The 26,197-nt window shown below is 67.7% G+C and carries 25 protein-coding genes; 15 read left to right on the top strand and 10 right to left on the bottom strand.

Translation table 11 applies throughout. From position 1 onward, the window contains the following. The first annotated feature begins 77 nt into the window (after window positions 1–77). On the top strand, window positions 78–3,014 hold the full coding sequence (gene ileS / locus CRO07_RS05525; protein WP_097029684.1) for an isoleucine--tRNA ligase: 2,937 nt from the start codon (window positions 78–80) through the stop codon (window positions 3,012–3,014). 151 nt (window positions 3,015–3,165) lie between these two features. After that, window positions 3,166–4,002 (top strand): EamA family transporter, encoded by an 837-nt coding sequence (locus CRO07_RS05520; RefSeq protein WP_097029683.1) that lies wholly within the window; start codon window positions 3,166–3,168, stop codon window positions 4,000–4,002. Here the strand turns inward: CRO07_RS05520 and CRO07_RS05515 are convergent. The 4 genes from CRO07_RS05515 to fsa all read right to left on the bottom strand — a co-directional run bounded on the left by CRO07_RS05515 (window position 3,999) and on the right by fsa (window position 7,267). Then, window positions 3,999–4,715 carry a CDP-alcohol phosphatidyltransferase family protein gene (locus CRO07_RS05515; protein ID WP_097029682.1) on the bottom strand — a complete coding sequence of 239 codons (717 nt, stop codon included), beginning with the start codon at window positions 4,713–4,715 and terminating at the stop codon, window positions 3,999–4,001. The genes CRO07_RS05520 and CRO07_RS05515 overlap by 4 nt on opposite strands. A gap of 279 nt (window positions 4,716–4,994) precedes the next feature. Further along, window positions 4,995–5,915, bottom strand: a complete 921-nt coding sequence (locus tag CRO07_RS05510; protein WP_097029681.1) for a tyrosine recombinase XerC — start codon at window positions 5,913–5,915, stop codon at window positions 4,995–4,997. Beyond that, window positions 5,912–6,589 carry a DUF484 family protein gene (locus CRO07_RS05505; protein ID WP_097029680.1) on the bottom strand — a complete coding sequence of 226 codons (678 nt, stop codon included), beginning with the start codon at window positions 6,587–6,589 and terminating at the stop codon, window positions 5,912–5,914. Before CRO07_RS05505 ends, CRO07_RS05510 begins: the two co-directional genes overlap by 4 nt. 18 nt (window positions 6,590–6,607) lie before the next feature. Beyond that, complete coding sequence (gene fsa / locus CRO07_RS05500) at window positions 6,608–7,267, bottom strand: fructose-6-phosphate aldolase (RefSeq protein ID WP_097029679.1); 660 nt, start codon at window positions 7,265–7,267, stop codon at window positions 6,608–6,610. A gap of 97 nt (window positions 7,268–7,364) precedes the next feature. Here fsa and CRO07_RS05495 point away from each other — a divergent pair, with 97 nt between their 5' ends. Further along, on the top strand, window positions 7,365–9,554 hold the full coding sequence (locus CRO07_RS05495; RefSeq protein WP_097029678.1) for a primosomal protein N': 2,190 nt from the start codon (window positions 7,365–7,367) through the stop codon (window positions 9,552–9,554). A gap of 27 nt (window positions 9,555–9,581) precedes the next feature. Here CRO07_RS05495 and CRO07_RS05490 read toward each other — a convergent pair whose 3' ends face one another. Beyond that, window positions 9,582–10,580 (bottom strand): SGNH/GDSL hydrolase family protein, encoded by a 999-nt coding sequence (locus tag CRO07_RS05490; RefSeq protein ID WP_176504494.1) that lies wholly within the window; start codon window positions 10,578–10,580, stop codon window positions 9,582–9,584. 172 nt (window positions 10,581–10,752) lie between these two features. Here CRO07_RS05490 and CRO07_RS05485 point away from each other — a divergent pair, with 172 nt between their 5' ends. From CRO07_RS05485 to CRO07_RS05470, 4 genes are all read left to right on the top strand, one after another. Further along, window positions 10,753–11,985, top strand: coding sequence for an MFS transporter (locus tag CRO07_RS05485; RefSeq protein ID WP_097029677.1), 1,233 nt, complete (start codon window positions 10,753–10,755; stop codon window positions 11,983–11,985). 58 nt (window positions 11,986–12,043) lie between these two features. Then, window positions 12,044–12,706, top strand: coding sequence for a peptide-methionine (S)-S-oxide reductase MsrA (gene msrA / locus CRO07_RS05480; RefSeq protein ID WP_097029676.1), 663 nt, complete (start codon window positions 12,044–12,046; stop codon window positions 12,704–12,706). A 61-nt stretch (window positions 12,707–12,767) separates the two neighbouring features. Next, complete coding sequence (locus CRO07_RS05475; protein WP_097029675.1) at window positions 12,768–13,640, top strand: 50S ribosomal protein L11 methyltransferase; 873 nt, start codon at window positions 12,768–12,770, stop codon at window positions 13,638–13,640. A gap of 120 nt (window positions 13,641–13,760) precedes the next feature. Continuing rightward, the gene (locus tag CRO07_RS05470; protein ID WP_097029674.1) at window positions 13,761–14,117 is read left to right on the top strand and encodes a hypothetical protein; all 357 of its coding nucleotides are present in this window, start codon (window positions 13,761–13,763) and stop codon (window positions 14,115–14,117) included. Between the two features lie 87 nt (window positions 14,118–14,204). Here CRO07_RS05470 and CRO07_RS05465 read toward each other — a convergent pair whose 3' ends face one another. Next, window positions 14,205–14,417, bottom strand: a complete 213-nt coding sequence (locus CRO07_RS05465; RefSeq protein ID WP_097029673.1) for a DUF1127 domain-containing protein — start codon at window positions 14,415–14,417, stop codon at window positions 14,205–14,207. 319 nt (window positions 14,418–14,736) lie between these two features. Between CRO07_RS05465 and ruvC the strand changes: the two genes are divergently transcribed. From ruvC to ruvB, 4 genes are all read left to right on the top strand, one after another. After that, window positions 14,737–15,243, top strand: coding sequence for a crossover junction endodeoxyribonuclease RuvC (gene ruvC, locus CRO07_RS05460; protein ID WP_097029816.1), 507 nt, complete (start codon window positions 14,737–14,739; stop codon window positions 15,241–15,243). Then, window positions 15,240–15,899, top strand: coding sequence for a Holliday junction branch migration protein RuvA (gene ruvA, locus CRO07_RS05455; protein WP_097029672.1), 660 nt, complete (start codon window positions 15,240–15,242; stop codon window positions 15,897–15,899). The genes ruvC and ruvA overlap by 4 nt, the downstream gene beginning before the upstream one ends. Window positions 15,900–15,974: 75 nt before the next feature. Then, window positions 15,975–16,862: a zinc metalloprotease HtpX gene (htpX, locus tag CRO07_RS05450; RefSeq protein ID WP_097029671.1), complete on the top strand. Its 888-nt coding sequence runs from the start codon at window positions 15,975–15,977 to the stop codon at window positions 16,860–16,862. Window positions 16,863–16,946: 84 nt separating this feature from the next. Then, entirely contained in the window at window positions 16,947–17,975 is a 1,029-nt protein-coding gene (gene ruvB / locus CRO07_RS05445; protein WP_097029670.1) for a Holliday junction branch migration DNA helicase RuvB, read from the top strand. A 5-nt stretch (window positions 17,976–17,980) separates the two neighbouring features. Here the strand turns inward: ruvB and CRO07_RS05440 are convergent, their stop codons facing one another. Next, entirely contained in the window at window positions 17,981–18,322 is a 342-nt protein-coding gene (locus CRO07_RS05440; RefSeq protein WP_097029669.1) for a DMT family transporter, read from the bottom strand. A gap of 178 nt (window positions 18,323–18,500) precedes the next feature. Between CRO07_RS05440 and CRO07_RS05435 the strand changes: the two genes are divergently transcribed. Then, complete coding sequence (locus CRO07_RS05435; RefSeq protein WP_097029668.1) at window positions 18,501–19,118, top strand: hypothetical protein; 618 nt, start codon at window positions 18,501–18,503, stop codon at window positions 19,116–19,118. A gap of 41 nt (window positions 19,119–19,159) precedes the next feature. Here CRO07_RS05435 and tmk read toward each other — a convergent pair whose 3' ends face one another. The 3 genes from tmk to CRO07_RS05420 are packed head-to-tail and all read right to left on the bottom strand — an operon-like array spanning window position 19,160 to window position 21,784. Continuing rightward, window positions 19,160–19,798, bottom strand: a complete 639-nt coding sequence (tmk, locus tag CRO07_RS05430; protein WP_097029667.1) for a dTMP kinase — start codon at window positions 19,796–19,798, stop codon at window positions 19,160–19,162. Between the two features lie 11 nt (window positions 19,799–19,809). Then, window positions 19,810–20,979: a D-alanyl-D-alanine carboxypeptidase family protein gene (locus CRO07_RS05425; protein WP_097029666.1), complete on the bottom strand. Its 1,170-nt coding sequence runs from the start codon at window positions 20,977–20,979 to the stop codon at window positions 19,810–19,812. 16 nt (window positions 20,980–20,995) lie between these two features. Beyond that, window positions 20,996–21,784, bottom strand: coding sequence for an SPOR domain-containing protein (locus CRO07_RS05420; protein ID WP_097029665.1), 789 nt, complete (start codon window positions 21,782–21,784; stop codon window positions 20,996–20,998). A 406-nt stretch (window positions 21,785–22,190) separates the two neighbouring features. Here CRO07_RS05420 and CRO07_RS05415 point away from each other — a divergent pair, with 406 nt between their 5' ends. From CRO07_RS05415 to nifB, 3 genes are all read left to right on the top strand, one after another. Further along, the gene (locus CRO07_RS05415; RefSeq protein ID WP_097029815.1) at window positions 22,191–22,586 is read left to right on the top strand and encodes a rhodanese-like domain-containing protein; all 396 of its coding nucleotides are present in this window, start codon (window positions 22,191–22,193) and stop codon (window positions 22,584–22,586) included. 235 nt (window positions 22,587–22,821) lie between these two features. After that, on the top strand, window positions 22,822–24,585 hold the full coding sequence (nifA, locus tag CRO07_RS05410) for a nif-specific transcriptional activator NifA (RefSeq protein ID WP_097029664.1): 1,764 nt from the start codon (window positions 22,822–22,824) through the stop codon (window positions 24,583–24,585). Window positions 24,586–24,729: 144 nt separating this feature from the next. Continuing rightward, a complete protein-coding gene (nifB, locus tag CRO07_RS05405; RefSeq protein ID WP_097029663.1) occupies window positions 24,730–26,196 on the top strand; it encodes a nitrogenase cofactor biosynthesis protein NifB in 1,467 nt (488 codons plus the stop codon). The last annotated feature ends 1 nt before the right edge of the window (window position 26,197 follow it).

Below are 26,197 nucleotides of genomic sequence, written 5' to 3'. Positions count from 1 at the left end.
CGCCGGGGTTCCGTCTGTGCGGCGCGAGTGCCCAAGTGGCCGCGCCCGTTCCCCCATTCCCCAAAGGACCGCATCCGATGTGCGCCGACACGACCACCGCCCCCGACTACAAGGACACCGTCTTCCTGCCCGAGACCGACTTTCCGATGCGCGCGGGCCTTCCGCAGCGCGAACCGGAATGGCTGGATCGCTGGGCGCGGATCGGGATCTATGACCGCCTGCGCGAAAAGGCGGCCGGGCGTCCCCCCTTCACGCTGCATGACGGCCCCCCCTATGCCAACGGACACCTGCATATCGGCCACGCGCTGAACAAGATCCTCAAGGATTTCATCGTCCGCAGCCAGCAGATGCTGGGTCGCGACGCGCGCTATGTGCCGGGCTGGGATTGCCACGGCCTGCCGATCGAATGGAAGATCGAGGAACAGTATCGCGCCAAGGGCCTGAACAAGGACGACGTCGATGTGGTGGCCTTCCGGCAGGAGTGCCGCAAGTTCGCCGAAGGCTGGATCGACATCCAGCGCGAGGAATTCAAGCGCCTTGGCGTGACCGGCAACTGGGCCGATCCCTACCTGACGATGGACTTCCACGCCGAGGCGGTGATCGCCGACGAGTTCATGAAGTTCCTGATGAACGGGACTTTGTATCAGGGCTCGAAGCCGGTGATGTGGAGCCCGGTGGAAAAGACCGCACTGGCCGAGGCCGAGGTGGAATACCACGACCACACCAGCCACCAGATCTGGGTGAAGTTTCCGGTTGTTGCGGCGGGGGCCTTCCCGGATGCAGAGGCGTGCCTGCACACCGAGGCGCTGGCGGCCTCGGTGGTGATCTGGACCACGACGCCCTGGACCATCCCGCAGAACCGCGCCGTGGCCTACAGCCCCGAGATTGCCTATGGCCTTTACCGCGTCGAGGCGGTGGCCGAGAACAGCAGCGCCAAGGTGGGCGAGACGGTGATCCTTGCCGACATGCTGGCCGAGGGCATCTTCAAATCGGCCCGCGTCGAAGGCTTCGCGCGGGTCCGCGGCGTCTCGGCCGGGGAACTGGGGGGGCTGGTGCTGGCCCATCCGTTCCGCGGCCTTGAAGGCTCGGCCGGCGAATGGGATTTCGATGTGCCGATGCTGCCGGGCGATCACGTCACCGAAGATGCGGGCACGGGCTTTGTCCATACCGCGCCCAGCCATGGCGATGACGACTATCAGCTGGGGCTGAAGTTCAACCTGCCGATGACCTATAACGTTCTGGAAGACGGATCGTATCGTCCCGATCTGCCGATCTTCGGCGGGCAGGTCATCATCACGCCCGAGGGCAAGGAAGGCCCCGCCAACGTCGAGGTCATCAAGGCGCTGGCGCGGTCGGGCGCGCTGCTGGCCAAGGGCAAGCTGAAACACTCTTACCCCCATTCGTGGCGATCAAAGGCGCCGCTGATCTACCGCAACACGCCGCAGTGGTTCGTGGCCATCGACGCCCTGCTGAACGACGGCATGGGCGAGCATGGCGACACGATCCGCGCCCGCGCGCTCCGCTCGATCGAGGAGCTGGTGAAGTTCACGCCGGTCTCGGGCCGCAACCGGCTGCATTCGATGATGGAGGCGCGGCCCGACTGGGTGCTGTCGCGCCAGCGGGCATGGGGCGTGCCGCTGACCTGCTTTGTGAAGAAGGGGGCGAAACCGACCGATCCCGACTTTCTGCTGAAGGATCCGGCCGTCAACGCGCGCATCACCGCCGCCTTCGAGGAAAACGGCGCCGATGTCTGGTATGTGCAAGGATTCAAGGATCAGATCCTGCAAGGGCTGCACGATCCGTCGGATTATGAACAGATCTACGACGTGCTGGATGTGTGGTTCGACAGCGGTTCCACCCATGCTTTCGTGCTGCGCGACCGGCCGGACGGCTCGGCCGACGGGCTGGCGGATCTGTATCTGGAAGGTACCGACCAGCACCGCGGCTGGTTCCATTCCTCGATGCTGCAAGCCTGCGGCACCAAGGGCCGCGCGCCCTATCGCGGCGTGCTGACCCACGGCTTCACGCTGGACGAGAAGGGCATGAAGATGTCCAAGTCGCTTGGCAACACCGTCGCGCCGCAGCAGGTGATCGACGAATACGGCGCCGATATCCTGCGGCTGTGGGTGGCGCAGTCGGATTTCACCGTGGACCTGCGGATCGGCAAGGAGATCCTGAAAGGCACTGCCGACAGCTATCGCCGGCTGCGCAACACCATGCGCTACATGCTGGGCGCGCTGTCGGGCTTTACCGACGCCGAGCGCGTGGCCCCGGCCGAGATGCCGGAACTGGAACGCTGGGTGCTGCATCGCCTTGCGGAACTGGATACTGAGGTCCGCCGCGGCTATGCCGCCTATGATTTCCAGGGGGTGTTCCAGAAGCTGTTCACCTTCTGCACGTCCGACCTGTCGGCCTTCTATTTCGACATCCGCAAGGACGCGCTTTACTGCGACGGGCCTGCCAGCCTGCGGCGGCGGGCGGCGCGGACGGTGATGGATCTGGTGTTCCACCGGCTGACGACATGGCTTGCGCCGATCCTTGTCTTCACGATGGAGGATGTGTGGCTGTCGCGCTTCCCCGGCGCGGACAGCTCGGTCCATCTGCTGGACATCCCCGAGACGCCGGCCGACTGGCGCGACGAGCCGCTGGCGGCGAAATGGGCCACCATCCGGCAGGTGCGGCGCGCGGTGACGGCCGCGCTCGAGGTGCAGCGCACCGCCAAGGTGATCGGCGCCAGCCTTGAAGCCGCCCCCGTGGTTCATGTGGCGGAACCCGAGGTGCTGGCCGCGCTGAAATCGGTGAATTTTGCCGAGATCTGCATCACCTCGGACCTGCAACTGACCGGCGACCCCGAGCCGACCGAAGCCTTCCGCCTGCCCGAGGTTCCGGGCGTCGGTGTGGTCTTCGAGCGCGCCGAGGGCGAGAAATGCGAACGCTGCTGGCAGTATCTGCCCGATGTGGGCAGCCATGCCCATCCGGGAACCTGCGCCCGCTGCAATCAGGTTCTTGGCTGAAGAACCGGCGGGCGGTTCGGACCGACTGTGCCCGTCACAGTCATCCTGACGGCCGCAACGATGTTCTCGGCCAAAGAGCCCGCGGCGGCCCCTTGCGGGGCCGCCCCCACTCGCGCTAGCCCATGGAACGGTTTCCTGACGGGCGGTGCGAATGAGCCTTGCGGTCCTTCTGGCGGTGCTTGGCGCGGCCTTTCTTCATGCCAGCTGGAACGCGATCATCAAGATCGGCCCGTCCAAGGTCGGCGCGATGGTGATCCTGTCGGTGGCCGAGGTGCCGATCGGCCTGGCCGTGGCGATGACCCGGCCCTTGCCCGCGGCCGAGGTCTGGCCCTGGGTGCTGGCTGCCGGCTGCTGCCATTTCGCCTACAAATCCTTCCTGACCTTTGCCTATGAACATGGCGACCTGAGCCGCGTCTATCCGATCGCGCGGGGGGCGGCGCCGATGCTGGTGGCGCTGGTGGGGGCGGCAACGCTGACGGATGCGGTCAGCGCCGGCCAATATGCCGGCATCGCGGTGCTGGGGGCGGGCATCCTGCTGATGGCGCGGGGCGTCTTCACCAGTGGCGAGGAGCGCCGGCTTCTGCCTTTCGCGCTGGGGTCTGCGCTGGCGACGGCATGCTATACGATGATCGACGGCCTGGGTGCGCGGGTGTCCGGCGATGCGGTGGCCTATGTCGCCTGGGTCTTTGTGGCCGACGGGCTGATGTTTGGCCTGGGCATGTTGCTCTGGCGCGGGCCGGGGCTGCTGCGGGTGGGGCCGCGCGCCTGGGTCATGGGAGCGCTGGCCTGTGTGGCGTCCTATGGCGCCTATGCGATCTCGATCTGGGCGATGACGGTGGCGCCGATCGCGGTGGTGGCGGCGCTGCGCGAGACCTCGATCCTGTTTGCGGTGCTGATCGGCTGGCTGGCCTTTGGCGAGCGGATGACACGCGACAAGGCCATGGCCGCGGGTCTGATCGTGGCGGGCGTGGTGCTGACGCGGATCTAGGTGCGGCGGCGTTCGGGGATGATCTGCTGCGCGATGCCCGCGACGCACAGATAGACCGAGGTGGCGATCAGGCCCCAATGCGCCCAGCTTTCCTCGTGGAAATCAACCCAGGCGGCCCAGGTGGCGAAGAACACCCAAGCGCAGGCCAGCGGAAGCGACACCAGTCGCCAGCGGGCGGTCCGCACCGGATGGATGAATTTCAGGTTGGTGAACATCGCCGCGGTCAGCGCCACGACAATCCCAAGGATCGTCCACTCCCCGGGCGAGATCGCAAACAGCACCAGCACCACCATGTTCCAGCAGGCCGGAAAGCCCGAAAAGGAATAATCCTTTGTTTTCATCCGTGTATCGACGAAATAGATTGCCGAGCCATAGACGATGGCAATGATGGCCAGCCAGCCGGTCCAGCCGGTCAGCATTCCCGACTTGAACAGCGCATAGGCCGGGATGAACACATAGGTCAGATAGTCGATGATCAGATCGAGCAGCACGCCGTCATAGGTCGGCCAGTTGGTCTTGACGTCATAGCGTCGTGCCAGCGGGCCATCGATCCCGTCGACAAATAGCGCGACCACCAGCCAGAGGAACATCAGGCTCCATTGTCCTTCGACGGCGGCAAGCATCGCCAGCATCGACAGCACGGCACCCGTGGCGGTCAAGAGATGAACGGAAAGGGCTTTGAGGCGAAGGGTCATTCGCCTCTCATGCCGCATCGCGGGGGTTCAGGCAAGACAGGCCGAAGGGCGCCGCGACGAATGGTGGCCGAAGATCCGGCGGTGGGGGGGGCCGCCCGCGGGGGCATCGAACCCCCGCGGGCGGCGCTGCCGCGGACGAACCGATAGGCGGCCCCACAGACCGGAACCCAGGAGCCAGAGCCAGTGCGCCCCGCGGGGGGGGGCTGCCGCGGACGAACCGATAGGCGGGGTGCCCATTGTCGCGCCGCGGGGGCAGGGGATCGCGGGCGGGCGGCGGGCGTCGATGACGCGGCGTGGTCAGGCGCGCGGGTGGGCGCGGGCGTAGACTTCCATCAGGCGTGCCGCATCCACCGCGGTATAGACCTGCGTGGTCGACAGCGAGGCATGGCCCAGCAGTTCCTGAATCGCGCGCAGGTCGCCGCCCGCGTTCAGCAGGTGGGTGGCAAAGGAATGGCGCATCGCATGCGGTGTGGCGGTGGCCGGCAGGCCAAGGACGGTGCGCGCCCGTTCCATCACCCGAGCCACCAGCCGCGGGTTCAGCGCCCCGCCACGGGCGCCACGAAACAGCGCACCCGCCGTCAGATCGAACGGGCAAAGCGCGGCATAGCGTGCCACCGCAGCGCGGGCGGCGGGCAGCACTGGCACCAGCCGTTCCTTGCCGCCCTTGCCGGTGATGCGCAGCACCTCGGGCAGGGGATGGGCGGTGGCGGGCAGGCCCAGGGCCTCGGAGATCCGCAACCCGCAGCCGTAAAGCAGCGTCACCACGGCCTCGTCACGGGCGCGGATCCAGTCCTCGGCCGCGTCCTCGGCCACGGTGGCGATCATCGCCCTTGCGTCGGACTCGGCCAAGGGGCGAGGCAGTTTGCGGCGGAACTTCGGGCCACGGGCAGACAGCACGGCGGTGGCGTCCAGCCCCTCGCGTTCGGCCAGCCAGCCGGTGAACTGGCGCACCGCCGACAGCGCCCGCGCCAAGGACCGCGCGCCAAGGCCGCGGCCGCGTTCATGCGCCATCCAGGCGCGCAGGTCGGCATGTGGCACACCCGCCAGCGTCTTCAGCCCATAGCTTTCGCCCAGATGGCCGGCCAGAAACGCCAGCCACCCGGTCACGTCAGCGCCATAGGCGCGCAGCGTTGCCTCGGCCGCGCCATCGATCACCCGCAGATGGGTCAGCCACGCCTGAAGCGCATCGCGCGCCGCGGGCGGGATCAGCAGGCTCATGCCAGCCAGCGGCGCATCGTCCGCTCGAACACGCCGGCGAAGAAGGCAAGCAGGTCGGTGCCCTGCGTCGGCTTGAAGTGGCCAGGCTCCTGCGATCCCATCGCCAGCATCCCCGGCAGCCGCCCGCGGCCGAAATCCAGCCGCATCAGCGCCTCGGACCGGATGGTGTCAGCAAAAAGCGGCGTTCCGGGCAGCGTCGGGCGCAGCGTCACCGCCCGCAGCGCCACGTTGCGCCCGCCTGACAGGTAATCCGCGACAAAGCCCGGTTCCGCCACGAACAGCACTTCGCCCAGCCGGCGCAACGCGGGGTCTTCGTCGCGTTGCGCGCTTTCCAGCACCAGCCGGATGCTGTCCACCCGCAGCGTCTGGGCGACCTGGTCAAGGCCGGCCAGAAAATCCTCGAAGCCCAGTGGGTCGAGCATCTGAAGGATCGCGCGATGGATCAGGTTGGTGCCGGCAAGGTTTTCATAGGCGGCGGCGATCACCGAACGGTGGGTGTCTTCCAGCCGGTCAAGCCGGCCTTCCAGACGCTCCATCGCGATGCCGCGCAGGTCGATCACGTTTTCGCCCATCGCGCGTTCATTCGCGGCGATCAGCGCACGCATCAGGTCGCGATCCTCAAGGATGACCTCGGGGGTCGCAAGGATCTTGTCGCGCAAATCCTGTTCGATCATGCCGCCACGCCCCCGGTTTCAGCCCGCCAGAATGGTCTGCCCGGTCTTGGCCCAGTCGGCGTTGAACTGATCCAGCCCCTTGTCGGTCAGCACATGGCTTGCCAGCGCCTTGATGACCGAGGGCGGCGCGGTGATGACATCGGCGCCGATGCGGGCACAGTCGGCCACATGGTTCGGCGTGCGGATCGAGGCCGCCAGCACCTGGGTCTTGAAGTCGTAGTTGTCATAGACCTGACGGATGTCGGCGATCAGGTCGATCCCGTCCAGGTTGATGTCGTCCAGCCGGCCGATGAACGGCGAGATGAAGGTGGCCCCCGCCTTCGCCGCCAGCAGCGCCTGATTGACCGAGAAGCACAGCGTCACGTTGACCATCCGGCCTTCGTCCGACAGCACCTTGCACGCTTTCAGCCCGTCCCAGGTCAGCGGCACCTTCACCGCGATGTTCGGCGCGATCTGGGCCAGTTTGCGGCCTTCCTCGATCATGTCGTCGGCTTTTGCCGCCACCACCTCGGCCGAGACCGGGCCTGCGATCATCTCGCAGATCTCGCGCGTGACTTCCAGGATGTTGCGCCCCGATTTCAGGATCAGCGAGGGGTTCGTCGTGACCCCGTCCACCATGCCCAGGGCGTTCAGTTCGGCAATGGCGGCAACATCGGCGGTATCGACGAAGAATTTCATGCGGGTCTTCCTTGGCCTCGGGATTGCGCAGGGGTGTCACCCCCGCCGTCTGCGGTGTAATAGCGCATTACGGGCAAAGGGGAAAGGGAAGCCGGTTGTGACAGGGCGCTTCGCAGAGGGCGAACGGGTGGGCGTGCTGACGACCGAACCGCTGGGGCGGGTGCTGGACTATCGCGCGCCCGAAGGCGGCTGTGCCCTTGGCGATCATGTCGAGGTGCCGCTGGGCCCGCGCCGGGTGCTGGGCGTGGTCTGGGGCCCGGGCGAGGGCAGCTTTGACGCGGCCCGCCTGCGCTCGGTGGTGCGTGTGCTGGATGCGGCGCCGATGCGCGACGAGATGCGGGCCTTTCTGCTGCGGGCGGCCGACTACACGCTGACGCCGTTGCCGGCGATGCTGCGGCTGGCGACCCGTGCGCCGGGACTGGGGGATTCGCCCTCGGTGCGGCGGGTCTACCGTGCCAGCGGCCAGCCGCCCGCGCGCGAGACCGACGCCCGGCTGCGGGTGCTGGATGTGCTGGCAGCCTTCGGCGGGGCGCCGGTGACGCTGGCGGAACTGACGGCCGAGGCCGGGGTGTCCTCGGCCGTGGTCAAGGGGCTGGTGAAGGCGGGCGCGCTGCTGGAGCAGGATGCCCCGCGCGATCTGCCCTATCCCCGGCTGGACCCCGCGGCGGCGGCGGTGCGTCTTCAGGGCGATCAGGTCGCGGCGGCGGATGCGCTGGTGGCGGCGGTGGCGGCTGACCGCTATTCGGCCACGCTGCTGAAGGGGGTGACCGGATCGGGCAAGACCGAGGTCTACCTTGAGGCGGTGGCCGAATGTCTGCGCCGCGGCCGGCAGGCGCTGGTGCTGTTGCCGGAAATCGCGCTGACGGCCGAGTTCCTGACCCGGGTCGAGGCGCGCTTTGGCGCGCGGCCCGCCGAATGGCATTCCGGCGTGACCGCGACCGAACGGCGGCGCCTGTGGCGCATGGTAGCCGAGGGGGGCGCGCAGTTCGTGGCCGGCGCGCGGTCGGCGCTGTTCCTGCCGTTCCGCGATCTGGGTCTGATCGTGGTGGATGAGGAACACGACACCTCTTACAAGCAAGAGGAAGGCGCGCTTTACAATGCCCGCGACATGGCGGTGCTGCGGGCCTCGATCTGCGGCTGCCCGGTGGTGCTGGCCTCGGCCACGCCATCGCTGGAAAGCTGGGTCAATGCCGATCAGGGCAAATATGCCCGGCTGGATCTGGGCGCGCGGTTCGGGGTGGCGGAACTGCCCGACATGCACGCCATCGACATGCGCGGCGAAAAGCTGCCCGCGAACCGCTGGATTTCCGAGGCCTTGGCCCGTTCGGTCGAGGCGCGGATGGCACGAAACGAACAATCGCTGCTGTTTCTGAACCGGCGCGGCTATGCGCCGGTCACGATCTGTCGCGCCTGTGGCCATCAGATCGCCTGCGATCATTGCGACGCGCGCATGGTCGAGCATCGGTTCCAGAAGCGCCTTGTCTGCCACCAGTGCGGCGAGACGAAACCCATCCTTGAGACCTGCCCCGCCTGCGGGGTGGCGGGGCGCATGGCGCCGGTGGGGCCGGGCGTGGAACGGCTGGCCGAGGAAGTCGCCGCGCGCTTTCCACAGGCGCGGGTGGCGGTGCTGTCGTCGGATCTGTTCGGCTCGGCCCGCGCGCTGAAAGAGCAGATCGCCGCGATTGCCGAAGGGGGCGCCGACATCATCATCGGCACCCAGATCGTGGCCAAGGGCCACAACTTCCCGCTGTTGACGCTGGTGGGGGTGATCGATGCCGACCTTGGCCTGCAAGGGTCCGATCTGCGCGCGGCTGAACGCACCTTTCAGCTTGTCCGGCAGGTGGCAGGCCGCGCCGGGCGGGCGGAAAAGCGCGGCGTGGCACTGGTGCAGACCTATCAGCCCGAACATCCGGTGATCCGCGCCATCCTTGGCGGCGACGAGGAAGCCTTCTGGCGTGCCGAGGCCGAGGAACGCCGCGCCGCCGCGATGCCGCCCTTTGGCCGGCTGGCGGGGATCATCCTGTCTTCGCCCGATCTGGCGCAGGTGTTCGACCTTGGCGCCGAACTGGCGCGCAACGATGGCGCGCTGCGCCGGATCGGGGCGCAGGTCTTTGGCCCGGCGCCCGCGCCCATCGCCCGGGTCCGGGGGCGCCATCGCGTGCGCCTTCTGGTCAAGGCCGCCAAGGGCGCGCCGCTTCAGGCCGCCATCGCCGCGTGGCTGGCGCCGGTCAAACTGCCGGCAAACCTGCGGATCGCCGTCGATATCGATCCGCAAAGCTTTCTTTAGGGCGGCAACCGCCCAGGGTGCCGCGCCTTAGGCCGGGCGCCGTCGCCGCGCCAGCAGACCCAGACCGCCCCACGCCGCCAGCAGCAGCGCAAGCGTCGCCGGCAGCGGAACCGGGGTGATAAGGTCGTCGGCAATATCGGCAATTCGTGCATGCGCGGCGGCGGTCGGATGCACCGTGTCGAAGAACAGCTTGGTTGCGGCCTCGGTGGGGGTGCAGGCGGTGGCCGGGTCCATGCCCTGCACATAGCACGGGAAGGTCGCGTCTGTCAGGCCGAACAGCGCCGGGTCGGCAATGGCCTCGGCCAGCACGCTTTCGATGTCGATCAGCGTGACCTTCGCCACCGCCGCAAGGCCGGGCAGCAGTGCGGCAAGGGTCGTGTTGAACGTATCGGTTGCCATTGCGGCCAACCCCGCGACCGCCGGAAAGCCCACCGGCGGCGGCAGGGCAAAGGCCGGGGTCATCTCCAGCGGCGGGATGTTGAACAGCACGAAGTCGCGCACGCCCCGCATGGCGATCTCGGTCACGCCCTTCACGACCTCTGCCGCAGCGGCGGCGGCGATGGTGACGACCTTCGCCGGGTCAGAGGCGGCGAAATCGTCGATGCCCTTGAAGATGTCGTTCGCCCCGAACCACAGCGTCGCCATCGGCCGCGCGCCAAGCTGCCCCGCCGACACCGCCGAGAACATCCCGATCTGATCCGCAAGGTCGGGGATCGGGAACAGTTCGGCATCGTAATCCAGCGCATGGGCGCCCGAGAAGGCGAAGTTGCCGGTGGCCAGCCCGTTGTGGGTAAAGTCGCCGGTCAGACGTTCGGCCCAGACCGGGCCATTGGTGCTGCGCCCGGCATAGGGCGGCGAGGGCGGCGCCGCGCCCCCCGTGGCCGCGAAAAGATTGCCGGGGTCGGACAGGCTGTCCCCGAAAACCCAAAGGCTGGTATAGCCGACCGAGGCCGCCGGCGCCGCCGCGGGCAAGGCAAGGGTCAGACACAGGGAAACGGCCGCCGCAGGGATGAACCGGATCTTCATCGAAGGATCTCCTGATAAAATGGGAATCGCTGGGAAAGGGGCCGGGATCGCCGCGAAGGTTAGGGGCAACCGGCGCTTCGGCAAAGCGATCCTTGGGGGCGGTGCGCGCCCCGCCGGGCCTGCGGCTTCATCGGCCCCTCGAAGTGGTGGGAAAACGGGTGTAACAGGGCGCATGATCCGCACCATTCCCCTGTCCGAGACCGCGGCCCTGCCGCTTTGGCGCCGCCCCGAGGCGCTGTTGTTCCTGATGGCGGCGGCGATGCCCATCGCCTTCGCCACATGGTCGGCGCTGCTGAACAATTTCGTCATCGAGACCGCCGGCTTCACCGGGGTCGAGATCGGCTGGCTGCATACCGTGCGCGAGATCCCGGGCTTTCTGGCCATCGGCGTCATCGCGATCCTCTTGTTCGTGCGCGAACAGGTGCTGGCGCTGGTCTCGCTGATCCTGCTGGGGGTGGCGACGGCGCTGACGGCATGGTTTCCCAGCTTCGGGGGGCTTTTGTTCATCACGCTGCTGTCCTCGATCGGGTTTCACTACTTCGAGACGGTGAACCAGAGCCTGCAACTGCAATGGCTGCCCAAGGCCACGGCGCCGCGCACCATCGGCTGGATCGCCTCGGTCGGGGCGGGGGCGTCGCTGGTGGCTTATGGGCTGATCGTGGCGACGTGGCAGACGCTGGGGCTGTCTTATGACACGGTCTATCTGGCCTCGGGTGGGGTGACAGCGGCGATGGCGCTGGCGGCGCTGCTGCTTTACCCGCAGTTCGAAGCACCCCATCCGCAGAACAAGCGCATGGTGCTGCGGCGGCGCTATTGGCTTTACTATCTGCTTCAGTTCCTTGCCGGGGCACGGCGGCAGATCTTCACCGTATTCGCCGCCTTCATGATGGTCGAGAAGTTCGGCTTTCAAGTGCATGAGGTCACAGGGCTTTTCCTGATCAACTTCCTTGTCAACATGCTGGCCTCGCCCTGGATCGGGCGACTGGTGCAACGGTATGGCGAACGCCGGATGCTGATGGTGGAACATGCCGGGCTGACGGCGGTGTTTCTGGCCTATGCCGGGATCTACGGCTTTGACTGGGGGATCGCGGTGGCGGCGACGCTGTATGTGATCGACCACTTCTTCTTCGGCATGGCCTTCGCGCTGAAGACCTATTTCCAGAAGATCGCCGATCCCGCCGATATCGCGCCCACCGCGGCGGTGGCCTTCACCATCAACCATATCGCGGCGGTCGTGCTGCCGGCGCTGCTGGGCTATCTGTGGGTGACGCAGCCGGCGTCGGTGTTCCTGCTGGCGGCGGGGATGGCGCTGGCCTCGCTGGCGCTGTCGCTGCTGATCCCGCGCCACCCCGAACGCGGATACGAAACGCTTCTGGCCCGCGGCCGTCCGGTGCCGGCAGAGTGACTCGCCCCGCGGCGCCCCCGCGCCTATATACGGTGCCAACCAACCCGGAGGCTGCCGCATGTTCCTGCTGAACCGCAAGAAGTCAGAGATGGTGTCCCCGGCCGAGGCGCTGCCCGGCCGCGCAACGCCCATTCCCACCGCCGACCTGCACTATCTGTCGGGCCTGCCGCTGAAATCGCCGGTGCCCGCGGGCATGGCCGAGGCGGTCTTTGCCATGGGCTGTTTCTGGGGGGTGGAACGCAAGTTCTGGCAGGTGCCGCAAGGCGTGTGGCTGACCATGGTCGGCTATGCCGGCGGCCACACCCCGAACCCCACCTACGAGGAAGTCTGCACCGGCCGCACCGGCCATACCGAGGTGGTGCGCGTGATCTTCGATCCCGCCGTGCTGCCCTATGACAGCCTGTTGAAGCTGTTCTGGGAAAACCACGATCCCACGCAAGGGATGCGGCAGGGCAACGATGTGGGAACGCAGTATCGCTCGGCGATCCATACCTTTGGCGCGGAACAGGCCGAAGCGGCGGCCGCCAGCCGCACCGCCTATCAGGGCGCGCTGACTGCGGCGGGCCGCGGCCGGATCACCACCGAGATCGTCCCCGCCCCGGTCTTCCACTTTGCCGAAGCCTATCACCAGCAGTATCTGGCCAAGAACCCCGGCGGCTATTGCGGCATCGGCGGCACCGGCGTCGCCTGCCCGATCGGCACCGGCATCGCCGCCCGGTAAGTCCGCTTGACGGCGGGGCGGTGCGGGGTTAGGCCCGCCCTGACCCGACCGGAGCCTGCCCATGCCCACCTATTCCGCCCTGACCACGCTGGATGGCGAAGACGCCGCGCTGGCCCTTGCCGAAGCGTTGGAAAAGATGGACCCCGAACCCACCGGCGTCGGCGTGTTCGAGATCGAGGACGATTCGGGTCTGTGGGAAGTCGGCGCCTATTTCCTTGAACGGCCGTCCGAGGCGGTGCTGGATCTGCTGGCCGCGGCCTTTGACGCCCGCCCCTTCGCGCTGTCGGAACTGCCCGAGATCGACTGGGTCGCCAAGGTCCGGCGCGAGCTGTCGCCGGTCGAGGCCGGGCGCTTCTTCGTCTTTGGCAGCCATGATGCCGACAAGGTGCCCGCGGGGCGCATCGCGCTTCAGATCGAGGCGACGGTGGCCTTCGGCACCGGCCACCACGGCACCACGCTGGGGTGTCTGCGGGCGCTGGACCGGCTGGTGGACGAAGGCTTTGCCCCGGCGAAGGTGGCCGATATCGGCTGTGGCACCGCCGTTCTGGCGATGGCTGCGGCGCGGGTCTACCCGCAGGCGCTGGTGATCGCCTCGGACATCGACGAGGTCGCGGTGGATGTGGCCGAGGCGAATGTGGCGATCAACGGTCTGGAAGGTCGGCTGGAGTGTCTGGAAGCGGCCGGTTTCGACCATCCCCGTCTGGCCGAGGCGGGGCCCTTCGATCTGGTTTTTGCCAACATTCTGAAAGGCCCGCTGATCGAGCTTGCGCCCGACATGGCGGCCAACATCGCCTTGGGCGGGATTGCGATCCTGTCGGGGCTTCTGGTGGTGCAGGCCGAGGCGATCCTTGACGCTTATGTGCAGGCGGGGTTCACGCTGAAATCCCGCGAGGACCTAGGCGAGTGGTGCTGCATTGTGCTGACCCGCGGCTAGGGATCTGCCGGCCGCTGCCGATCCCGTCGGCGGGCGATCACGGAAAATGCATGGAATGCGTTGCAGTTCGGTCATACCGTTGTCACGGCGGGGCCTGTTTTGCCGTGCAGGCCTCGGGGCATGGCACCTCATGTCGATCCCAATCTAGACGATTTCCGCGACCGGCTGTCCCGGATCGAGGCCGCCCATGCCAAAGGCTTCGGGTCCAAGGCGCCGCGCGCCCTTGGGCGGCCGCGTCATGCACCCTCGCCGCGGCGCGGGCGGCGGGTGCTGGGGCCGGTCCTTGTGCTTCTGGTCGTTGGCGTGATGCTGAAGGGGGCGCTGCTCTGGCGCATCGGCCCCGACTCCTATGATGCCCGGGTCGCGACCCTGATGCAGGGCGAGGTTTTCGACCGGATGGGCGGGCTGCTGATGCAGGCCGATCCGGTCACGCGCGCGGTGGCATGGGTCTGTGCCGAACTTCTGCGCGGTGTCTGACGCGGCCGCCCGGCAAAAGCAAAGGCCGCGTCCCTGTCGGGCGCGGCCTGTCAGTCCGTGCGGCGGGCGCAGGCCCGGCGGGTGCGCTTAACGACGGGTGGCGCAAATGGCATCGATATCGCCGCGGCAGAGGCCGATGTCATCAAGTTCACGGTCGCTCAGACGCGACAGCGCGGCGCGGGTTGCGCGGGCATCGTTCCACGCGACAAGCGCGGCATAGAAATCGCTGAACCACTGCACAAGGTGGAACGTGGCGATGGCGCCGAAGGGCGCCGGGCGGGTCGTCTCATAGGCGGCCATGACGTCGGTCCTTTTCATCAACTGCTCAAGATCGCAGCATCGCTGCGTCTGGACAGGCAATTAATGCCGCAACTGGATATGAGCAATGCGACAGAAAGCAATGCCGCAATGCAGCACGCGCATGTCTGACCGGCCGGACGGACCGTGATGGCCCCCTGCGACACCGACGCCGGATCAACCGTCGCTTTCCGCAGAGGAAGTGTCGCTTCCTTGCCCGTTTGGCGGTCGGTATGCAACAGTTTTTTACGGTCGGAGATGGTGCTCTGGTGGATGTTCCCGCTTCGTGCTAATGCTGCTTCAACTGGACGCGGGGGATTGCATGAGGGTTCTGGGCATCGACCCGGGTCTGCGCAACATGGGTTGGGGGGTGATCGACGTGTCGGGCGTGCGACTCAGCCATGTCGCGAACGGGATCTGCCATTCCGAACCGGGCGATCTGGCCGGGCGCCTGCTGTCGCTGCACCGGCAGTTGACCGATGTCGTGGCGCGCTTTCGTCCCGGCACGGCGGCGGTGGAACATACCTTCGTGAACAAGGACGGGGTGGCGACCTTGAAACTGGGGCAGGCGCGGGGCATCGCACTGCTGGTTCCGGCGCAGGCCGGGCTTGAGGTGGGCGAATATGCGCCCAATGCGGTGAAGAAGACGGTGGTCGGCGTGGGGCACGCGGCAAAGGCACAGATCGAACATATGGTGCGGCTGCATCTGCCGGGGGTCGAGATCGCCGGCCCGGACGCTGCCGACGCGCTGGCGGTGGCGATCTGCCATGCCCATCACGTCCAGTCCGCCGGCCGTCTTCAGGCAGCCCTTGCACGGGCCGCGCGATGATCGGCAAGATTTCCGGCATCCTTGATCATCGCGGGGCGGATCACGTCCTGATCGACGTGCGCGGCGTCGGCTATATCGTCCATGTCTCGGACCGGACGCTGGCCGCGATGCCCGGTCTGGGCGAGGGCGTGGCGCTTTATACCGAACTGCTGGTGCGCGAAGATCTGCTGCAACTGTTCGGCTTTCCGACCCTGATCGAAAAGGACTGGCACCGGCTTTTGATGACGGTGCAGGGGGTGGGGGCCAAGGCCGCCATGGCCATTCTTGGCACGCTTGGCCCCGATGGCGTGGCCCGCGCCATCAGTCTGGGGGATGCGCGCTCGATTCAGGCGGCACCGGGCATCGGGCCGAAAATCGCGCAGCGCGTGGTGATGGAGCTGAAGTCCAAGGCGCCCTCGCTGATGGTGCAGGGGCAGGGCGCTGCGACGGTGGTGGCCGAGGCGCCCGCCGCACCGGGGCGGCGCAAACCGGCCCCGGCGGCCAAGCCCGCGCCGCGGGCGGTCTTTACCGCCGATGCGCTCTCGGCGCTGACCAACCTTGGCTATCAACCCACGGACGCCGCGCAGGCGGTGGCGCAGGCGGCCGACGACGCGCCGGATGCCGATACCGCGGGGCTGATCCGGGCCGCGCTGAAGTTGCTGGCGCCGAAGGGGTAGGGCGCTGATCCGCCTCTTGCCCGGGGCGGCGGCGGCGCCCATATCGGCACCCATTCCGATTGAAAGGGGGTTGCGATGGGGTATGTGCGGACGGGCATCCTGATGGCGGTGATGACGGCGCTGTTTCTGGGTGTCGGCGCGCTGATCGGCGGGCAGACCGGGGCGGTGATCGCGCTGGTGGTGGCGGGGGCGATGAACCTGTTCACGTTCTGGAACTCGGACAAGGCGGTGCTGTCGATGCATGGCGCGCATCCGGTCGATCCGCGCTCGGCGCCGGATCTTTACGCCATGGTGCAGGGGCTTGCCGATCGTGCCGGGATGCCGATGCCCAAGGTCTACCTGATCGAGACCGACCAGCCCAACGCCTTCGCCACCGGCCGCGATCCGGACAATGCCGCGGTGGCGGTGACGCGGGGGCTGCTGGCCAACCTGTCGCCCGAGGAAGTGGCCGGCGTCGTCGCGCATGAACTGGCGCATATCCAGAACCGCGACACGCTGCTGATGACGGTGACGGCGACCTTTGCCGGCGCCATTTCGATGCTGGCCAATTTCGGGCTGTTCTTCGGCGGCTCGGACGATCGCGAACGGCCGATGGGCATCATCGGCACGCTGGCGCTGATGTTTCTGGCGCCGCTGGCGGCGGGTCTGGTGCAGATGGCGATTTCACGCTCGCGCGAGTATGAGGCCGACCGGCTGGGGGCCGAGATCTGCGGCCAGCCGCTGTGGCTTGCCTCGGCCCTTGGGCGGATCGAGCGGCTGGCGCAGCGCATCGACAATGTCGGCGCCGAGCGTAACCCCGCGACCGCGCATATGTTCATCATCAACCCGCTTCATGCGATGCGCCACGACCGGCTGTTTGCCACCCATCCGAACACCGCCAACCGCATCGCCGCGCTTGAGGCGATGGCGGGCGGCGCGCGGGGCGCCTTTGCCACAGCCCCGCGCCGCGGCCCGTGGAGCTGAGGCGCCGCGCCGCGCCGCTTCTTCGGCCGCGGCGCTGACGCTTCGCGCTTGCATCGGCGGCACCGTTCGGGGAATGTTCCGGCCATGACATCCTCTGATCCGACCCTTCGCCCCGAACGCCTGCCCGAGGATGCAGACCGCGCGCTGCGGCCGCAATCGCTTGAGGAATTTGTCGGTCAGGCCGAGGCGCGGGCCAATCTGCGTGTGTTCATCGAAAGCGCCCGGATGCGCGGCGAGGCGATGGACCACACGCTGTTTCACGGCCCGCCCGGTCTGGGCAAGACCACGCTGGCGCAGATCATGGCGCGCGAGTTGGGGGTGGGGTTTCGCATGACCTCTGGCCCGGTGCTGGCGAAACCGGGCGATCTGGCGGCGATCCTGACCAATCTGGAACCGCGCGACGTGCTGTTCATCGACGAGATCCACCGCCTGTCCCCCGTGGTCGAAGAGGTGCTGTATCCGGCGCTGGAAGATTTCGCGCTGGATCTGGTGATCGGTGAGGGGCCGGCCGCGCGCACCGTGCGGATCGAGTTGCAGCCCTTCACGCTGGTCGGCGCCACCACGCGGCTGGGTCTGCTGACCACGCCGCTGCGCGACCGTTTCGGCATCCCCACCCGGCTGCAATTCTACACCGAGTCCGAGCTTGATTTGATCGTGGCCCGCGGCGCGCGGCTGATGGGCATCGACAGCGACCCGGCCGGCACGCGCGAGATCGCCCGCCGCGCCCGTGGCACGCCGCGGATCGCCGGCCGGCTGCTGCGCCGGGTGGTCGATTTTGCGCTGGTCGAGGGCGATGGCCGGCTGACGCAGGCCATTTCCGACCGGGCGCTGACGCGGCTGGGGGTGGATCACCTTGGCCTAGATCTGGGCGACCGGCGCTATCTGGGCCTGATCGCCGAGAATTACGGTGGCGGCCCGGTGGGGATCGAGACCATCGCCGCCGCGTTGTCGGAAAGCCGCGACGCGGTGGAAGAAGTGATCGAGCCCTATCTGCTGCAACAGGGTCTGATCCAGCGCACCCCGCGCGGTCGGATGCTGGCGCAGAAGGCGTGGCGGCATCTGGGGATCGAGGCGCCGAAGCCGCCCGGTCAGGGCGACCTGTTCGGCGCCTGAGGTGCCTAATGCGTCAGCGATTTCGAGAACAGGTTGACCACCAGCACCCCCGCAAGGATCATCCCCAGCCCGATCAGCGCCGGCAGGTCCAGCCGTTCATCATAGACCAGCCAGCCGATGGCGGCGATGAAGACGATGCCCAGCCCAGACCAGACCGCATAGACGATGCCGGTGGGCATCACCTTCAGCGTCACCGACAGGCAGACAAAGGCAAAGCTGTAGCCCACCACCGTGATGATGCTGGGCCAAAGCCGCGAGAATCCGTCGGATCTGGCAAGGGCGGTGGTCGCGACCACTTCGGCGGCAATCGCGACGATCAGAAAGGCATAGGCGGTGGTCAGCGGCATGGCGGTCTCCGGGGCAAGCGGCCATCGTTGCCTGTCGCCGGGGCGGCGTCAACGGGGATGACAGTGCCGAAAACCGCCGCACGGGGACATGGTGGTGACGCCGTAACGGTGGCGTCAAAGGTTGTGGCAGGGCCGAAAACCGCCTATCCCGGCGCGGCACGGCACGGCAGGGGGCAACATGACACCTTCAAACGTCGAGGCGCTGTTCACCGGCGCCGATGGAACCTATCGTTTCGCGCGCTGGGGCCGGCCCATCGTGCCGGTGGTGTTCGGCGTGGGGGATGAGACGCTTCCCGTGGTCAAGGGCGCGGTTGAGGCGGTGGTGGCCACCGCCGGGCACCGCATGGCCGAGACCGACCCGGAACTGGGCGCGAATCTGATGTTCTTCTTCTTTCGCGACTGGGCCGAGCTGCCGCAGGTGCCCAACCTTGAGCGGATGATCCCGGACCTTGGGCCGCTGTGCGCCCGGCTGGATGCGGCCGGCGCGAACCAGTATCGGCTGTTCCGCTTTGACGCGGCCGGTGCGATCCGCGCGGCCTTCGTGTTCCTGCGGATGGATGCGCATCTGTCCGCGCTGCCCGCCGATGCGCTGGCCTTGGCGCAGGCGGCGCAGGTGGCGCTTTTGTGGTCGGACCGGGCCTTTGCCACCTCGTCGCCGCTGGCGCGGGCGGGGGACAAGGTGGTGCTGCGCCCCGAGATCGCGGCCGTGATCCGTGCGGCTTACGATCCGGTGATGCCCGCCCATGCCAGCGATCCCAGCCACGCCCTGCGCCTTGCCGCGCGGACGGGGCTTTAGCGCGCCCTGTTGCGACAACCGGGGCGCAAGACCGTGCCGTGTCAGCCGGTCAGCCGATCCAGCGCGGCAAGGGCCAGCGCGCAAACCTGATCGGGCCTGCCCGAGGCGTCGATCACCGTATGGCGTGCGGGATCGCGCGCCGCCTGCGCCAGAAACGCCGCGCGGATGCGTTCGTGAAAGGCAAGGTCCAGGCTTTCGAACCGGCCTTCGTCCAGCGCCGCATCGCCCAGGCGGCGGCGGCTGCGGGCAAGGCCGGTGGCGGCATCCAGATCAAGGATCAGCGTCAGATCGGGCCAGAGATCGCCCACCGCCTGCGCATGAAGCTGACGGATGAACGGCTCTGACAGGCCGCGCCCGGTGCCCTGATAGGCAAGGGTCGAGCCCACGAACCGATCCGAGACCACCGCCGCCCCCCGCGCCAGCGCCGGCGCGATCACCCGGCGCACATGCTGAACCCGCGCCGCGGTCATCAGCAGCAGTTCGGCCATCGGATCCCACGCATCGTCAGCGCCCGACAGCAGAAGCGCCCGCAGCGCCTCGCCTTCGTGGGTGCCGCCCGGCTCGCGCGTGGTTACGACCTCGCGGCCCTGTCTGCGCAGATGCGCGGCAAGCTGGCCGACGATCCCCGACTTGCCAGAGCCGTCGATGCCTTCGACCGCAAGAAAAAGCCCCTGCACCATCCCGGGCCGGCTTACGAAGCCGGGGCCTCTTGCAGGAAGCGGCGATACAGCACCTGCGCCGCCGTCATCAGCCGCACCTGAAGCCCGCCGCTGGACACGTTGCCCTCGGCCACCAGCGGCACGCGGGTATCGGGCAGATCGGGGACATGGATCACCAGCTCGCCCAGTTCCTGCCCGATCGCGATCGGCGCCTTCAGCGGGTTGATGTGGATCACCTCGGCCCGGACGCCTTCCTGCACCAGCGCGGGCACCAGAAGCCGCACATCCTCGGCGGGGACAAGGCCCACCTTGGCGGAATTGCCCATCCAGACATCGGCCTCGGTCACGCGCTGGCCCTTTTTCACCAGCGTCTTCTGCACGAACTGGCGGAAGGCCCAGTTCACGATCTGCTCGCCTTCCTGCGCGCGGTCGGCCTCGGTCGCAAGGCCGGTCAGCACAAAGACGATGCGGCGCCCGTCCTTCTGCACCGCAGATCCGACAAGCCCGTAGCCGGCTTCCTGCGTGTGGCCGGTCTTCAGCCCGTCCGCCGTCCAGTCGCCGTTGGGGCCCAGCCGCAGCAACGGGTTGCGGTTCAGCGCATTCGACGGCACCCGGTCCTTGTAGTTGAAGCCGGTATGGGCAAAGTATTCGTAATACTCGGGAAATTCCTCGATCAGGCGCACGGCAAGGATTCCCAGATCGTGCACGCTCATCCTGTGGCCGGCATCGGGCCAGCCGGACGAGTTGGTGAAGTTCGAATTGTTCATCCCCAGCGCCTTGGCGCGGATGTTCATGGCGCGGGCGAAATCGGCTTCGGTTCCGTTCAGCCCTTCGGCCACCACCACGCAGGCATCATTGCCCGAGTTGACGATGATGCCATGGATCAGGTCTTCGACCGTGGGGCGGTCGCGTTCTTCCACGAACATCTTCGATCCGCCCATCTGCTTGGCCTTGGTCGAGACTGCAAAGGTGGTCTGCATCGTCACGCGGCCATCGCGCAGCGCCTCGAACAGCATGTTCAGCGTCATCAGCTTGGACATCGAGGCCGGCGGCAGCGGCACGTCGGCGTTCTTGTCCAGAAGCACGGTATGGGTGGTCACGTCATAGACCCATGCGGCGCGGGCGCGGGTCTCGAAGGCCAGTGCGGGCCATGCGGTCAGCAGCGACAGCAGGGCGGCAAGGATAAGGCGGGGCAGCGTCACGGGCGCATCCTTCCTGTCAACGGGAAAGCGGATAGGCGTCGGCGAAGCCGAGGCTGTTCAGGCGGGCGATCAGCGCCGGCGTCTCCGAGGCCGGGGCAGGGCCTGCGATCACGCTCCAGATCTGTTTGTCGCCGGTGGTTCCGGCGCGGACCTGTGCGGGGATGCCGGCCTTGGCGATCTTGTCGGCGGCGGCGCGGGCATTGGTCTCTTGTCCGAACGAGGCGATCTGGATCAGCCCGCCACCCGCCGCGGCTGCGGCCTTGGCCGGTGGGGCTTGCGTGGCGGCTGCCGCGGCTGCCGGGTTGGCGCGGGGGGCGGTGGTCGCTTTGGTCGCGGGGGGCGCGGCGGCGGCCGACGCGGCCACGTCCTTGCGGCGCAGCGCGGTCACGCTGATCGTTGCGGGCTGGCCTGCCAGCAGACCCAGCGCCTCGGCCGCGTCAGAGGACAGTTGCAGCTTTGGCCCCGGATTGTCGCGTTCGCGCCGGAACAGCGCACCCACGACGGTCTTGCCGTTGGCCGCGTTCTTCATCATCACCCGTTCAGGGTCTTTCACATCCGGCGAGGCGACCCAGATGCCGCCAAGCGAGGGCCGACCGTCCCACAGTGCCTTGTCGGTGGTCTGGAACACCTCGGGCGCCTCGACATCGCGGGTTTCGCCGCCCGCTTGCTTGGTCGCGGCGACCGCATCCGACGCGGCGCCTGTCGTGTCCGTTTTGCTTGTCGCTTTCCTCATCGCCTCGCAGCCCGACAGTGCCACGCCTGCCGCCGCCACAAGAACCAAGGTCCGAAAAACCGGATGTGCCATTGCTCGCCCCCAATCGCCCGCGGATTCTGCGCCGCGTCCAGTGCCGGGCCGCCGAAAACTGGTGGCCCCTGCGTCCGCGTTGCCCCCGCGGCGGCCGGCATCATAGTCACGATGGCCAGTGCTGGAAAGGGTGCCCCGCCGGCATCGCCCTGCGACGGCGGGGCGCTGCCATCACCATCGCGTGCATGCGACGGGATCGCGACGGTAAGGTCGGGCGGGCATGGAAGGTTGGCGGCCGGCGCGCGGCGGGGGCGCCGTGGATGCCAATCGTGGGTGCCGGGGGGATGGGGGGCGCCGCCCGTGGCCGGGGGCGGCCTGCAGGCGATGGACAGCGCGCCTGCGCCGGCCTAGCTTTTTCCGGGTGGCGATCCGGCCCATCCGGATGCCGAAGGAGAACCGGGAAAGCATGACAGTCACGCTGAAAGACATGATGGCCGCGGCCAATGCGGCGGTGGAACGGATCGACACGGCCGGCGCGCAGGCGCTGATGGCCGAACGGGGGGCGCTGCTTCTGGATGTTCGCGACGCGCCCGAGATCGACAAGACCGGCCGGGCCGCGGGGGCGCATCACATTCCCCGCGGGATGCTGGAATTCCGCGCCGATCCCGACTCGCCCTTTCACGATCCGCAATTGCGCAAGGACCGGCCGGTGGTGCTGCACTGTGCCTCGGGCGGGCGGGCCGCGCTGGCGGGCAAGCTGTTGAAAGACATGGGTTATGCCGAGGTCTTCAACCTTGGTGGCCTGAAGGACTGGATCGACGGCGGCGGCGCCACGACCGAGCCTGTCGACCCCGGCATGTAATCGCCCCGCGCCGCCGCACCCCGCGCGGCGGCGCGCCACGATTCGTCGCTTGCTTTGAAAAAGGGCTTTTCAGCTGAGCATTTATTCACCACAGCCCCCGGCGCTTCATCGATTTCGCTAGATGATTGTGCGGGCTCGCCCTTTGTGCGATGCGGCCGCCGGCCCAGGTTGGACTTGTGCCCCCGGCGGGGTAAAGATGAGTGTGACATTTACGATGGAAGACGGAGGGACGGACATGGATACGTCCGCAATGGGGCCCATCTCGGTGCCGGAACGGGGCGAGGAATACCTGACGCTCGATGCCCTCTGCGAGATCGCCAAGCTTCTGACCGGGGCCAGCGATCCGATCGCGCGGATGCCGTCGGTCTTTGGCGTTCTGGCCGGTTTCATGGGGCTGAAACATGGCGCGCTGGCGCTGCTTCAGGAAGGCGACCGCCCCGAGACGCTGCGCCATGGCCGCCACGTCAATCCCTATACCATCGCCGCCACCGCCAGCGGCGGACCGTCGCAGCCCTCGTCCTGCCGGGCAATTCCGGAAAAGGTGGCGCGGCATGTGTTCCGCAACGGGGTGGCGCTGGTGTCGTGCGACATCGCGGCCGAGTTCGGCCCCGATGCCCTGCCGCCGGGGATCGAGGACAGCCGTCAGGCGATCATCGCCGTGCCGATCCGCGATCAGGCCAATTCGCCCTTCGTGCTGGGGGTGCTGTGCGCCTACCGCTGCCTGAAGGACAATGGCGCGCGGTTTCTGGATACCGATCTGCGGGTGCTGAACATGGTGGCCGCGGTGCTGGAGCAATCCATCCGCTTCCGCCGCCTTGTCGCGCGCGACCGCGACCGGATCGTGCAGGAAGCGCGCGAGGCGATCCGTATGGCCGCCGAAACCACCGCCGCCCCCGAGGTCGATGCCCCGTCCGAGGCGCTGGAAGGCATCATCGGGTCAAGCTCGGCCATCAGGCGGGTGATCGGGCAGATCCGCAAGGTTGCGGGCACCCATACGCCGGTCCTGCTGCGCGGCGAAAGCGGCACCGGCAAGGAAGTCTTTGCCCGCGCGCTTCATGCGCTGTCGGAGCGGCGCGACAAGGCGTTCATCAAGGTGAACTGTGCGGCGCTGTCGCAATCGCTGCTGGAATCGGAACTGTTCGGCCATGAAAAGGGCAGTTTCACCGGCGCGGTGCAGCAGAAGAAAGGCCGGTTCGAGATGGCCGATGGCGGCACGCTGTTTCTGGACGAGATCGGCGAGATCAGCCTTGAGTTTCAGGCCAAGCTGCTGCGCATCCTGCAAGAAGGCGAGTTCGAGCGGGTCGGCGGCTCGCGCACGTTGAAGGTGGACGTGCGGCTGGTGACGGCGACCAACAAGGATCTGGAACGCGCGGTGGCCAACGGCAGCTTCCGCGCCGACCTTTACTTCCGCATCTGCGTGGTGCCGATCGTGCTGCCGCCGCTGCGCGACCGCAAGGAAGACATCGGCCCCTTGGCGCAGGGCCTGCTGGATCGGTTCAACCAGCGCAACGGCATGAAAAAGCGCCTGCACCCCACCGCCGTCGAGGCGCTGGCGCAGTGCAACTTCCCCGGCAACGTGCGAGAGCTGGAAAACTGCATCGCGCGGGTGGCGGCGCTGTCGCCCGAGACGGTGATCCATGCCGACGATCTGGCCTGCCACCACGATCATTGCCTGTCGGCCGACCTGTGGCGGCTGCAAAGCGGCAACTCCTCGCCGGTCGGCGGGCTGTCGCAAGGGCCGCTGGAGCTGCCGGTGCTGGGCAGCCGTCCGGCCTCTGCGCCTCCGCCCGCGGCGATCCAGCCTCCCGCCGTGCCCGCCCCCGCCGTGCCCGTCCGCACCGCGCCCGCCGACCCCGACGCCGCCGAACGCGAGGCGCTTATCGAGGCGATGGAACGCGCGGGCTGGGTGCAGGCCAAGGCCGCGCGGCTGCTGGGCCAGACCCCGCGGCAGGTGGGCTATGCGCTGAAGAAGCACAATATCCGGGTCGAGAAGTTCTGACCCCCTTCGGCAACCCGACAATTCCTTGTCGGGTTTCCGACCTCGGCCCGCGGCCACCCACGCTTTCGCCCTGAAATCGTTGACCACCTGCACTTGGCACGCTTCACGCTTCTGGTCTGGCAAAGAGATTAGGAGACGCGGATCATGGCGGACATCATCTCCCTTGGCGGTTTGCAGGTCGCGTCCCGCGACGAATTGGGAAAGGCGCTGGAGGGGGGCGGTTGTGCGGCCTCGTCCTGCGGATCGAAGGCGGGGCCGGCCGACATGGACCCGGCGACATGGGCCAAGGTGAAGGATCACCCCTGCTATTCCGAGGAAGCGCACCACTATTTCGCCCGGATGCATGTCTCGGTCGCGCCAGCCTGCAACATCCAGTGCAACTACTGCAACCGCAAGTATGACTGCGCCAACGAAAGCCGCCCCGGCGTGGTGTCGGAACGGCTGACGCCGGAACAGGCCGCGCGCAAGGTGCTGGCGGTGGCGGCCGAGGTTCCGCAGCTTTCGGTGCTGGGGATCGCCGGGCCGGGCGATGCCGCCTATGACTGGAAGAAGACCAAGGCCACGTTCGATCTGGTGCAGAAGCAGCTTCCCGACATCAGGCTGTGCCTGTCGTCCAACGGCCTCGCCATGCCCGATCATGTCGATGAGATCGTGGCGATGAACATCGATCATGTCACGCTGACGATCAACACGCTGGACCCGGAAGTGGGGGCGCAGATCTATCCGTGGATCTTCTTCCGCGGCAAGCGTCACCACGGCATCGAGGCGGCGACGATCCTGCTGGACCGCCAGATGCAGGCGCTGGACATGCTGGTGGCGCGGGGCGTGCTGGTCAAGGTGAACTCGGTCCTGATCCCGGGCATCAACGAGGCGGGGATGCAGGAACTGAACCGCGTCGTGAAGCAAAAGGGCGCTTTCCTGCACAACATCATGCCGCTGATCTCGGACCCGGCGCATGGCACGCATTTCGGCCTGACCGGCCAGCGCGGCCCGACCGCGGCCGAGCTGCGCGCGGTGCAGGATCTGTGCGGCGACGGGGCGAACCTGATGAAGCACTGCCGCCAGTGCCGTGCCGATGCGGTGGGGATGCTGGGCGAGGATCGCGGGCAGGAGTTCACGCTGGACAAGCTGCCCGAGGTGGTCGAGGATGACGGCGAGAAGCGCGCCGCCTATCGCGACTGGGTGGCGCGCGAACGCGAGGATCGCCGCGCCGCCGCCGAGGCCGCACAGGCCGAGGTCGCCGTGGTTGCCGCGCCGCCGATGCTTGTTGCGGTCTGCACCAAGGGCGGCGGCCGGATCAACCAGCACTTCGGCCACGCGACCGAGTTCCAGATCTATGAGGTCGATGCCGCGGGCGTCCGTTTCATCACCCATCGCCGTGCCGACAATTACTGCGTCGGCGGCCATGGCGACGGCGAAACCCTGTCCGAGATCATTCGCACGCTGGACGGCGTTCCGGTGGTGCTGTGCGCCCGGATCGGTGAAGCCCCGCGCGAAAGGATGGCCGCGGCCGGGATCGAGGTCATCGACACCTGCGCGCAGGACTATATCGAAACCGCGATCCTTGACCTTTACGCCAGTCGCAACCGCCGCGATGCGCTGACCGCCTGAG

Source organism: Cereibacter ovatus, assembly GCF_900207575.1.
Lineage (GTDB): Bacteria > Pseudomonadota > Alphaproteobacteria > Rhodobacterales > Rhodobacteraceae > Cereibacter_A > Cereibacter_A ovatus.
Note: the sequence above shows the minus strand (reverse complement) of the source record. Positions and strands in the feature narration are given on the sequence as shown.

Coding starts and splice junctions, on each gene's coding strand:
- ruvC (WP_097029816.1), top strand. CDS start 14,737: ATGAGGGTTCTGGGCATCGACCCGGGTCTGCGCAACATGGGTTGGGGG.
- fsa (WP_097029679.1), bottom strand. CDS start 7,267: ATGAAATTCTTCGTCGATACCGCCGATGTTGCCGCCATTGCCGAACTG.
- CRO07_RS05440 (WP_097029669.1), bottom strand. CDS start 18,322: ATGCCGCTGACCACCGCCTATGCCTTTCTGATCGTCGCGATTGCCGCC.
- CRO07_RS05435 (WP_097029668.1), top strand. CDS start 18,501: ATGACACCTTCAAACGTCGAGGCGCTGTTCACCGGCGCCGATGGAACC.
- CRO07_RS05490 (WP_176504494.1), bottom strand. CDS start 10,580: ATGAAGATCCGGTTCATCCCTGCGGCGGCCGTTTCCCTGTGTCTGACC.
- CRO07_RS05520 (WP_097029683.1), top strand. CDS start 3,166: ATGAGCCTTGCGGTCCTTCTGGCGGTGCTTGGCGCGGCCTTTCTTCAT.
- htpX (WP_097029671.1), top strand. CDS start 15,975: ATGGGGTATGTGCGGACGGGCATCCTGATGGCGGTGATGACGGCGCTG.
- ruvA (WP_097029672.1), top strand. CDS start 15,240: ATGATCGGCAAGATTTCCGGCATCCTTGATCATCGCGGGGCGGATCAC.
- CRO07_RS05510 (WP_097029681.1), bottom strand. CDS start 5,915: ATGAGCCTGCTGATCCCGCCCGCGGCGCGCGATGCGCTTCAGGCGTGG.
- CRO07_RS05515 (WP_097029682.1), bottom strand. CDS start 4,715: ATGCGGCATGAGAGGCGAATGACCCTTCGCCTCAAAGCCCTTTCCGTT.
- CRO07_RS05420 (WP_097029665.1), bottom strand. CDS start 21,784: ATGGCACATCCGGTTTTTCGGACCTTGGTTCTTGTGGCGGCGGCAGGC.
- ileS (WP_097029684.1), top strand. CDS start 78: ATGTGCGCCGACACGACCACCGCCCCCGACTACAAGGACACCGTCTTC.
- CRO07_RS05415 (WP_097029815.1), top strand. CDS start 22,191: ATGACAGTCACGCTGAAAGACATGATGGCCGCGGCCAATGCGGCGGTG.
- CRO07_RS05485 (WP_097029677.1), top strand. CDS start 10,753: ATGATCCGCACCATTCCCCTGTCCGAGACCGCGGCCCTGCCGCTTTGG.
- CRO07_RS05470 (WP_097029674.1), top strand. CDS start 13,761: ATGGCACCTCATGTCGATCCCAATCTAGACGATTTCCGCGACCGGCTG.
- nifA (WP_097029664.1), top strand. CDS start 22,822: ATGGATACGTCCGCAATGGGGCCCATCTCGGTGCCGGAACGGGGCGAG.
- CRO07_RS05465 (WP_097029673.1), bottom strand. CDS start 14,417: ATGGCCGCCTATGAGACGACCCGCCCGGCGCCCTTCGGCGCCATCGCC.
- nifB (WP_097029663.1), top strand. CDS start 24,730: ATGGCGGACATCATCTCCCTTGGCGGTTTGCAGGTCGCGTCCCGCGAC.
- msrA (WP_097029676.1), top strand. CDS start 12,044: ATGTTCCTGCTGAACCGCAAGAAGTCAGAGATGGTGTCCCCGGCCGAG.
- CRO07_RS05505 (WP_097029680.1), bottom strand. CDS start 6,589: ATGATCGAACAGGATTTGCGCGACAAGATCCTTGCGACCCCCGAGGTC.
- CRO07_RS05475 (WP_097029675.1), top strand. CDS start 12,768: ATGCCCACCTATTCCGCCCTGACCACGCTGGATGGCGAAGACGCCGCG.
- tmk (WP_097029667.1), bottom strand. CDS start 19,798: ATGGTGCAGGGGCTTTTTCTTGCGGTCGAAGGCATCGACGGCTCTGGC.
- ruvB (WP_097029670.1), top strand. CDS start 16,947: ATGACATCCTCTGATCCGACCCTTCGCCCCGAACGCCTGCCCGAGGAT.